At 40.5% G+C, this 9,939-nt stretch carries 11 protein-coding genes; 2 read left to right on the top strand and 9 right to left on the bottom strand.

What is annotated here, in order from left to right; genetic code table 11:
- Positions 1-201 precede the first annotated feature (201 nt).
- The 9 genes from AC1DQW_RS24275 to ubiE form a co-directional block, all read right to left on the bottom strand.
- Positions 202-723, bottom strand: coding sequence for an ExbD/TolR family protein (locus tag AC1DQW_RS24275; protein ID WP_477456413.1), 522 nt, complete (start codon positions 721-723; stop codon positions 202-204).
- Between the two features lie 146 nt (positions 724-869).
- Positions 870-1,652, bottom strand: a complete 783-nt coding sequence (gene porG / locus AC1DQW_RS24270; RefSeq protein WP_477456412.1) for a type IX secretion system protein PorG — start codon at positions 1,650-1,652, stop codon at positions 870-872.
- Between the two features lie 9 nt (positions 1,653-1,661).
- Positions 1,662-2,543: an NAD kinase gene (locus AC1DQW_RS24265; protein ID WP_477456411.1), complete on the bottom strand. Its 882-nt coding sequence runs from the start codon at positions 2,541-2,543 to the stop codon at positions 1,662-1,664.
- Between the two features lie 56 nt (positions 2,544-2,599).
- Positions 2,600-3,262 carry a CBS domain-containing protein gene (locus AC1DQW_RS24260; protein ID WP_477419018.1) on the bottom strand — a complete coding sequence of 221 codons (663 nt, stop codon included), beginning with the start codon at positions 3,260-3,262 and terminating at the stop codon, positions 2,600-2,602.
- 1 nt (position 3,263) lies between these two features.
- Entirely contained in the window at positions 3,264-4,025 is a 762-nt protein-coding gene (locus AC1DQW_RS24255) for an alpha/beta fold hydrolase (RefSeq protein ID WP_477401510.1), read from the bottom strand.
- 155 nt (positions 4,026-4,180) lie between these two features.
- The gene (locus tag AC1DQW_RS24250; protein ID WP_477456410.1) at positions 4,181-4,630 is read right to left on the bottom strand and encodes a GatB/YqeY domain-containing protein; all 450 of its coding nucleotides are present in this window, start codon (positions 4,628-4,630) and stop codon (positions 4,181-4,183) included.
- A gap of 112 nt (positions 4,631-4,742) precedes the next feature.
- The gene (locus AC1DQW_RS24245; RefSeq protein ID WP_477456409.1) at positions 4,743-5,501 is read right to left on the bottom strand and encodes an SDR family oxidoreductase; all 759 of its coding nucleotides are present in this window, start codon (positions 5,499-5,501) and stop codon (positions 4,743-4,745) included.
- Between the two features lie 110 nt (positions 5,502-5,611).
- Positions 5,612-6,337, bottom strand: a complete 726-nt coding sequence (porT, locus tag AC1DQW_RS24240; protein WP_477456414.1) for a type IX secretion/gliding motility protein PorT/SprT — start codon at positions 6,335-6,337, stop codon at positions 5,612-5,614.
- A gap of 5 nt (positions 6,338-6,342) precedes the next feature.
- On the bottom strand, positions 6,343-7,074 hold the full coding sequence (gene ubiE, locus AC1DQW_RS24235) for a bifunctional demethylmenaquinone methyltransferase/2-methoxy-6-polyprenyl-1,4-benzoquinol methylase UbiE (protein WP_477456408.1): 732 nt from the start codon (positions 7,072-7,074) through the stop codon (positions 6,343-6,345).
- A 215-nt stretch (positions 7,075-7,289) separates the two neighbouring features.
- On the opposite strand from ubiE, the gene AC1DQW_RS24230 reads away from it, so the two are divergent.
- Together AC1DQW_RS24230 and AC1DQW_RS24225 are read left to right on the top strand one after the other, a co-directional pair.
- Positions 7,290-8,678, top strand: coding sequence for a Gfo/Idh/MocA family protein (locus AC1DQW_RS24230; protein ID WP_477456407.1), 1,389 nt, complete (start codon positions 7,290-7,292; stop codon positions 8,676-8,678).
- A 20-nt stretch (positions 8,679-8,698) separates the two neighbouring features.
- Entirely contained in the window at positions 8,699-9,436 is a 738-nt protein-coding gene (locus AC1DQW_RS24225) for a 3-keto-disaccharide hydrolase (RefSeq protein WP_477456406.1), read from the top strand.
- The last annotated feature ends 503 nt before the right edge of the window (positions 9,437-9,939 follow it).

The raw sequence follows: 9,939 nt of genomic DNA, 5'->3' as shown, positions 1-9,939 counted from the left end.
ATGCAACGATAAAAGAAAATGTTATTATAAATATTGTCTTTAAATGTCATAAAAAACACATAAATGGCATTTAATGCAGCTATTTTTATTGATTTATAAATTGGCTAAACGTAAAAAAAGGCAACAATAACCAAATAAATGGCCATGATGCCTGTCAAAAAGGATATGTGTAAGGTTAGGTGGAATTACTTAAATATGATTTTAATAAATGCCTTTTTGCTTTAAAACATCTATATCGGGCGTAGTTATATCAACAATAGAATATCTGTCTGTTTTGGTAATAGTAAGTTCATCTAACGTACTCACCAGGTTACTATATGCAGAATGGTTGCTGGGTTTAAGTAAAACAATCATGTCTTTACCATATTTGTCATGGATCATTTTATTGGTTTCGATAAGCGTTTTCCGCAAACCAGTGTGCCCAAAGCCTGCCACGGTGGGCACTATTATAGGGTTCTTAAGTTCGCCTAAGTAATACACAACCCTATCGTTTTTTCCAAGACAGATAGTAAGGCTACGACTGGCGGGCACGGGCACTTCTTGGCTATCCACCGGCATGGCTAAAGGCATGGCTTTTGGTTTTGCAAGCGTAGTTGTCATTATAAAAAAGGTGATCAGCAGGAAAGCCAGGTCAACCATCGCGGTAAGATCAACGCGCACATTCATTTTTTTGCGCCTATGGGTTGAACCCGTTTTTTGAGGAGAAGAATTTAATTCGGCCATGATTTTGCAGATTTAAGGTTAAAATAAAATCGGCATTAAATACCGACAATTAACACTTAAACGAATTATAAAATCATTTATTACATTATTAACAGAATTAAATTCTGCAAAATTAAAAATTTAAGAATTAAATTCTGATTTAAAAATTAAGAATAACACCCCTGGGTTACAAAAGTATAGGAGATGGTAAAACCTATTAAAAAATAGGTATCCCGTGGCTTAAAATCGCCGCGCTGCGTTCCTGCCGAACCGATATATATACCGGTACGCTCGCCAGACCTATCGGATAATGCCCTGGCTGTGCCTGTAAGCTTGCTTTTATTGGCGTATACACCGCTTACATCGTCGAGGTAATCGGTAAATGTATAGCGATAACCAATATCGGCCGCCAGGCTAAACTTGCCGCCAATATTGTACTTTATACCCACACCGTATGGTATTACTACGGTATTTTCACCATACTGTTTTTGCTGATCTTCTGTTTTTAACTCCCTTAAATTAACAGATGCACCGTTATAGTTGGTACGGGGGGCAAAACCCGAGATCCCGACACCAGCGTATATAAAAGGTGTAAATTTATTGGGTCCTGCATCAGGGATGTATTTCAGGAAATTGAATTCGCCTATAGCGCTTATTTCCTTTACGCCATCGGTAAAGCTCAAATTACGATCACGAAACTGCTGACTGGACGAGGTACTATCAGCTGCGCCAAACTTACCATAACTAAACGTTAACCTTGCCGATAGGTAACCATCAAAATTTCGTTTTACAAAAAGGCCGCCAGATATGCCGCTTATTTTAACGGGATTAGTAGGATTTAAATCGCCAATGTAGCCGGCGCCGCCTATAGAGCCGCCTACCTCCCAGGTTTGTGCCTGCAGATGATATGAAACCAGCAAAAGAAATATAAAAAGTAAAAATTTAGGCATTAAGCTGTTTTAATAGTTACGGGCATCCAGTCCCCATAATAGTTTGTTCCTTAACGTAGTTAAATAACTTTCATTATTTAAACGGATCAAATTTAGCTGAAAACCAGCTTTCGCTACATGAAACTTCATGGTTTCGTCCATAACCGCCATCCTGGAATCGCAGGATACCAGGTATTTGGAGCTTCGGGTTTCTACCTCAAAACATAGTTTGCTATTATCAGGCAATATGATAGGCCTTACATTTAAGTTATGGGGCGATACCGGTGTTACTACTATACTATTTGATTGCGGGAATATAATTGGACCTCCACAGCTTAATGAATATGCCGTTGAGCCTGTTGAGGTTGATATAATAAGACCGTCGCCCCAGTAGGAGTTTAAAAACTCATCATTTAAAAACACATGGGTAATAATCATCGCGGCATCATCGCGCTTGTGGATGGTTACATCGTTTAACGCAAAGTTATCGTTCCCAAATACCTCTGTTTTTGAATCAATCTTCAGCAGTTCGCGGCTATCAAGCGTAAACTCCTTATTTACTACCGCATGAATAGCTGCGTTGATATCGCTTTTATTTACGCTGGCTAAAAAACCCAACCGGCCAAAATTAATCCCTATAACAGGAATACCGCTATCGCGGATAACGGTTACCATATCCAGCAGGGTACCATCGCCGCCAAGCGTTATAAAAATATCAATAAAACCTTTTAACGAATCGGTGCTTTGCAGCACATCATATTTTACACCGTTTATTTTATCCTGAAGATACTCGTTAAGCAGATGATGCACATAGATCTCGACATTGTGTTGGGCCAGGTTATCAAATACCTGCTGTATATAAGGTATTACCGATGGCTCATTAAATGGCCGGCCGTAAATTGCGATCTTCATAGATGTTTTTTATTAGTCGATGGTCTATGGTCCATGGTCCATGGACTAACTTCTAATTACAAATTAAGATAATTCATGAGTGAATCGTAACGATCTCTGCCGTTATCGTTATTATCAGTATTGTTAAAGGTTGCCTTTATAGCATATTCATATCGCAGGAAGGTGGCTATTATAGTTGAGATATCCTGCTTATTTACCTTAAGAGTTACTTCCATCCGGGTTGAATCGGGAAATGTTTGAACGTAAGAACTCAGTATCTGGGCATTGTCAGATTCCACTATCTGCGCCATATGCGCCAGCGAGTTGTTTTTATTGTTGATTTCGAGCACAATAATACCGCCAGGTTGTGATACCGACGTAATCTGGGCAAAATAATCGGTAATGGCATTTATAGTAATCAGGCCCAGGTAGTTTTGCTTGGCATCAAGTACCGGCACCACCGTAAGCTTGCGCTCGTAAAACAGGCGTATCACATCATATATATGCTGATCTTCCAGTACATAGGGATTAACGAGTGAAAGCCCCAGCGAACCTACCGGTGCCTGGTAATCGCTTTCAACTATAAAATCATCCTCGGCAATTAATCCTAAAAACTGTTTTTCATTTACAATTGGCAGGTGCCTCAAGCGAAACTCCACCATACGGTCATATACCTTCTGTATAGTATCAGAAGTATGAACCGGAGGTATCACATCAGCTATCAGTTCAATTGCAATCATGTTATCCTTTTATTTTATTTAAAAACGCGCTAAACAAAGCATTAAACTCCTGTGGCCGCTCCATCATTGGGGCATGGCCACATTTATCAATCCAGTGCAATTCAGAATCGGGTAACAATTCATTAAACTCAACCGCTACTTCGGGCGGCGTTATTTTATCGTCTTTACCCCATATTAAACATACCGGCAAATTCATCTTGCTCAGGTCCTTTTTCATGTTATGCCGTATAGCCGATTTTGCCATCGCCAGTAACCTGATCACGCTATGCCTGTCGTTTATCAGTTTATGAATATCATTAACCATCTCATCAGTTGCAATGGCCGGATCATAAAAAGTATACTGCACCTTTTCTCTTACAAAATCAATACTTTCGCGGCGCGGAAACGAGCCACCAAAAGCATTTTCATACAACCCCGAGCTGCCGGTTAATACCATGGCTTTTATATTTTCGGGATGAGCTAAAACATATACTAAAGCCACATGCCCGCCAAGCGAATTACCCAGCAATGTTATATTGCTCAGCTTTTTAAACTTGATGAACTTATGTACAAATTTTGATAAACTTCTTACACCAGTGGTTAAAAGAGGCATATCATAAATTGGGAGTATTGGGATTATTACACGGTATCGGGATTTAAACTCCTCAACCACGCCATCCCAATTGCTCAACGAACCCATTAAACCGTGAAGTAGTAATAATACCTCACCTTCGCCCTCATCGATGTAACTAAAACCGTTTTCCTCTTTAAGCACGAAATCCATATAAATTATTAGTATTAATTTTCAATTAACTATACCAAAACCCGTTTTAGTATAAAATATGTTAATTCGCTATAAATTTAGTTTATTACGAACGACTTGCAACAATTATAGTAATAATTTATCAATGTAAATATTAAGCTTACATTGTTAAATTGCTATCCCAACAATTGCCTTACCACTTCTGATATGGTTTTACCATCGGCTTTGCCGGCAAGTTCTTTATTGGCAGTGCCCATAACCTTACCCAGATCCTGTATAGATGTAGCCCCTATCCTTTCAATCAGCTCCTGCAGGTAACCTTCAATTTCAAAACGGGTCATTTGTTGTGGCAGGTAAGGTTCTATTACGCGCATTTCTTCCATCTCGATCTCGTAAAGATCCTCCCGGTTTTGTGTGCGGTAAATATCTGCCGATTCTTTACGTTGCTTGATCAGTTTTTGAAGCACTTTGATCTCAGCCTCCTCGGTAAGTTCATCTGCAGCGCCTTTTTCAGTTTTAGCCAGCAGTAAAGCTGACTTAATTGCGCGCAACCCCCTAAGACGATCCGGCTGTTTAGCCAGCATAGCCAGTTTTATATCCTGGTCTATTTGTGTGATTAGTGACATTTTTATGGTTTTAGTCCGGAAGTCGGAAAAGTCCGAAAGTCCGGAAGATTTTTTTGTGTATTATTATATTGATACTATATATTTTACTTTCCGACTTTCGGACTTTTCCGACTTACTTCCTGAATATATTAGTCGCCGTTGCCTGGGCTGTTGGCATAATCACCAGGTCGTTAATATTTACATGAGCCGGCCGCGATGCTACAAACCAGATAGTTTCGGCAATATCCTGTGCCATCAGCGGCTCAAAGCCACCGTAAACCTTTTTGGCGCGTTCCTTATCGCCTTTAAACCTAACTTCAGAAAACTCCGTTTCAACAGCGCCGGGATGAATGGCTGTAACTTTTATTCCGTGCGATAACAGGTCAACCCGCATACCTTTGTTTAACGCATCAACAGCGTGCTTGGTTGCGCAATACACATTACCATTAAGGTAAACTTCTTTGCCTGCTATTGATCCTAAATTAATAATGTGTCCTTTACCATTACTTATCATCCAGTTTGATACCACACGGCTTACATAAAGCAAGCCTTTTATATTGGTATCAATCATGGTTTCCCAGTCGTCGACATCCCCATTTTGTATCGGATCCAATCCCTGGCTCAAACCGGCATTATTAACCAAAACATCTACCATTTTCCATTTTTCCGGTAAACCCTCCAGGTTTTCAATCACCTGCTGGCGGTTGCGTACATCAAATGATAAAATGGCGATCTCAACATTATATGTATCATTTAAGTGTTCAGCCAGTTTTTCAAGCCGGTCTTCCCTTCTGCCGGTTAATATCAAATTATAACCCTCACGGGCAAATACGTGGGCAGATGCCTCGCCAATTCCGGCAGTTGCACCTGTAATTAAAACAACTTTACTCATGATAGTATGATAACTATAGCCGCGAAATTATGTTTTTTAGTTTGAATTATTGTTGTATTGAGGTAATATGCCTCACCCAAATTCTCTCCCGGTAAAGATATAGCGACGGCTTATTCAAAAAACAAACTAAACATAACCATATGTAATGACAATTTGCTGATAGGACTTGAAAAAGGGTGATTCTCTGGCACCAATATATTACCAAATGAGTTGGATATTTTGATTTGCGGCGAGAGCTTAAAAAATTCAAAATAAATATCGCAGCCGAGGCCCGCCTCGTATGAACTAAATCCGCCTGAGTTTTTAACAAGTTTATCCAAAGGGTCTAAATTAGCTTCATTTTTTTTTGAGCCGATGGCTTTGGTGTATTTAACACCACCTAAAATATAAGCCCTGAAATCGCCCAGCCTGTCGGATTTTATCTTGAACGACAGCGGCACATCTACCGAAGTGGTTTGCACCTGTTTTATCTGGTTTTGATCGGGGTTGGCATACGTATAAGTTAAATTACGATCGGCAAAAACCAACGAGGGGGTAACGCGTACTTCAAAATGCTCTGTTACAGTGTACCGGGTTAAAAAACCTATAGCAAAACCAGGTGTACTTTTTGAACTAATGCTGTTTAACGAGTCGGTTACATATTGATTGTTGGTGGCATCAAAAAATGGTTTACGCCAGTCGGGCTTCTTTACTATTTTAAAATCGCTGCTAACATAATTGAAGCTGAAACCAAAACTCAGGTCTTGCTGATCGGCACCTCCGCCCCATGCAGGTACATTTTGTGCAAACAAAAGTTTGCAGCAAAACATAAGGCATACAACTAAAAAGCACCGCATTTTGATCATTTAACGCCTGTATATATTGAACAGATACCAAACGCCAATGGCCTGTGTTTGGTGTTTTTAAAGCCTACTTTATCCATTAAAGCAACAAAACTTTCGCCATCCGGGAAAGCAGCTACAGACTCGGGCAAATAACTATAAGCCCTTGAATCTTTACTAAACAATTTGCCAATACCAGGTGTAATATAGTTAAAATAAAAGCTATACAACTGTTTTATAGGGAAGGCCCGGGGTTTTGAAAACTCCAGTACTACCGCTTTGCCGCCCGGTTTTAATACCCTTTGAATATCGGCCAAACCAATTTGCAGGTTCTCGAAATTACGAACGCCGTAAGCAACCGTAACAGCGTCAAAAGCATTATCATCAAAAGGCAGTTTTTCCGAATCTCCAAGTTTTACTTCAAACTTATTGCCAAGGCCTCGGTTTTGAATCTTTTGTTCAGCAATATCCAACATGCCACGGGAAATATCCACACCAATTATTTTATCGGGCTTTAACGCTTTAAGGGCTTCAAAGGCAAAATCACCAGTGCCTGTTGCTACATCAAGAATTAATTTGGGCTGATCCTTTTTTAATTCGTTTATAGCCTTTTTGCGCCAGATGATATCAATCCCTAACGACATAAAATGGTTCAGGAAATCGTATGTTTTTGATATATTGTTGAACATATCGGCCACCTGTTCTTTTTTGGTTGCCTGTTGATTGTTATACGGAGTTATGGTTTTGCTCATTTTTTTAAGTGGTGGCAAAGATAGTGATTGTATCACTATTGCGTTTACCTGGATGGATTAAGTTGATCAGCTTATGTAAATGTTAAGTCAATTCCTTAATTTTAAAAACCAATTCTTTTAAACCAGTTCATAACAGGTCAGCCCTTAAATGGAGCTACCGGGTTTTATAAGTTCTTATAAATTAACTAAAGTAAATTAAGTTCATTGCCTTATCTATGAAAGAAAAACAAGAATCATCACGCCGGAGTTTTATCAAAAAACTAACTACAACCACTGCAGCTGTCGCTGTTGGCAGCAACCTGTTCGCTTCCGAAAGCACTGCAAGACCCTTTGCCATCCTGAAAAGAAAATTAGGCTATGAGCTAAATGACCAGATTAACATTGCCCTTATTGGCGCAGGTGGTATGGGTAATAGTGATACCGATACAGCCCTCAAAATTCCAGGCGTAAAGTTGGTTGCGGTATGTGATTTATATGATGGCCGCCTTAAGGATGCGAAAGCTAAATGGGGTGCTGATATATTTACCACCCGCGTTTATAAAGAGATCCTGAACCGCAAGGATATTGATGCTGTGATTATAGCCACACCCGACCACTGGCACCAGCAAATTTCTGTTGATGCCATGCACGCCGGTAAACATGTGTACTGCGAAAAACCAATGGTACACGCCATTACTGAAGGCCCTGCCGTAATTAAAGCACAAAAGGAAACCGGTAAAGTTTTCCAGGTGGGCAGCCAGGGCGTATCGTCATTAGGTAACGAAAAAGCGCATGAGCTGTTAAAAAGCGGGGCCATTGGTGAGCTTAATTATGCCGAAGGTTTTTGGGCGCGCCGCGAACCGCTGGAAGTTTGGCAATACCCCATCCCGGCTGATGCATCGCCACAGACTTTGGATTGGGAAACTTACATCAGCAATACCAAAAAAAGGCCGTTTGACGAGAAACGCTTTTTCCGCTGGAGAAACTATACCGATTATGGTACAGGTATGGCGGGCGATCTTTTTGTGCACCTGTTTTCGAGCCTGCATTTTATAACAGATTCTGTTGGGCCAAATAAAATCTATGCATCGGGCGGGTTACGTTACTGGAACGATGGCCGCGAGGTACCCGATGTATTGCTGGGTACTTTTGATTATGGCAAAACAAAGGCACACCCGGCCTTTAACCTATCCTTACGCTGCAACTTTGTGGATGGCACCAGTGGCACCACCTACCTTAAGTTGGTTGGCAGCGAAGGCTCCATGGATATTACCTGGGATAAAGTGACCCTGAAACGGAACAAGACCTTTGCCTCCGACGATCCGTTTTACCTGGATAAACTAAAAAAAGCAGGCAGCGGTTATGCCGAGCGTAAAAAAATGCTGCCGCCCGAAGAGATCATCTATGATGCCGATAAAGGCTACATGGGCGGGCCATATGATCATATGAATAACTTCTTTAACGCCATCAGGAACAATGGTAAGGTAACCGAGGATGCCATATTTGGTTATCGCGCTGCCGCCCCTGCCCTGCTGTGCAACGATAGTTATTATAATAACAGCCCCATGTTTTGGGATCCCGAAAAAATGCAAACAATCAAAAAAGCTCAAACTAACCAATTGTAAAACAGCAGTAAATAAATAATATGCAACAGCAATTAAAAAAACTTGGCTTAGTAATGGCCGCAGCGGCCTTAGTTTACGTACAGATATCGGCTATCACAGTAAAAACACCGGCTCCTGCAAAAAAATTACACACCCAAAAAGCCGGGTGGGTAAAACTATTCGATGGTAAAACATTGAATGGCTGGCACGGCTTTAACAAAAAAGGCGAGGTAAAAAACTGGACCATTGTTGACGGGGCACTGGTATGTTTAGGCGCCGCAGAGGGCGATACCGGAGGCGATATTGTTACCAACAAAGCCTACACCAATTTTGAACTGGAATGGGAATGGAAAATTGATAAAGGCAGCAACAGTGGTGTACTGTACCATGTAATTGAAGACCCAAAATACCACGCTACGTATAATACCGGCCCCGAATACCAGCTTATTGATGATGAAGGCTGGCCCGGAAAACTGGAAGAATGGCAAAAAACCGGTTGCGATTATGCCATGTATATACCCAACACACTTAAAAAAACAGAGCCGGTTGGCAAATGGAACACAAGTAAAATTGTATTCAATAATGGCCATGTAGAGCATTGGCTCAACGGCTCAAAAATAGTAGCCTTTGAAGCCTGGACGGACGAGTGGACCAAGAAAAAAAACGAAGGCAAATGGAAAGAGTATCCTGATTATGGAGCCGCCAAAACAGGCTTAATTGCCCTGCAGGATCACGGGCATAAGGCTTATTTCAGGAATATAAAGATAAAGGAGTTGTAACACGATTAAAGGATTTTGCAGGATTGACAGGATTTTAGATTGTGGCGACAGATTAGTGTTAAGTCATCAGTACTAAGTCGTAAGTTATAAGTCGGATCTGTTTTTTTTGACCTCGAACTTAAGACTTTCGACTAAAGGCAAATGTCATTTCAAGGTTGACACAACAGGCACCTGCGTTTTTATCATACAAACCGAAACGCCCGATAATGCACCCATAAAAAAACTGTTCAGCTCGTTGTAATATTCGACAAAAAGCGCAAATTTTGCTTATATTTGAGTGTAAAAAATAACCCTGTTATCTGTAAAGGATAATAGGGTTATTTGGTTAAAAAGGGAAGCTCTTATCAGTCCTCATTTTTAGTTAAACATTTATATATCAAAACTTTAAGCACTTTTTAAAGATTCAAAACCACAATAGTTTGGATGAGTTTGGTATAAGTTTGGTGCACCGAAGGATATGCAAAAGGTATTATAAAGGTTTCGGCAGGGATATCATAAAGGCG

The organism is Mucilaginibacter sp. P5_A4 (genome assembly GCF_056400605.1).
This window is presented reverse-complemented; position numbering and strand designations above follow the sequence as displayed.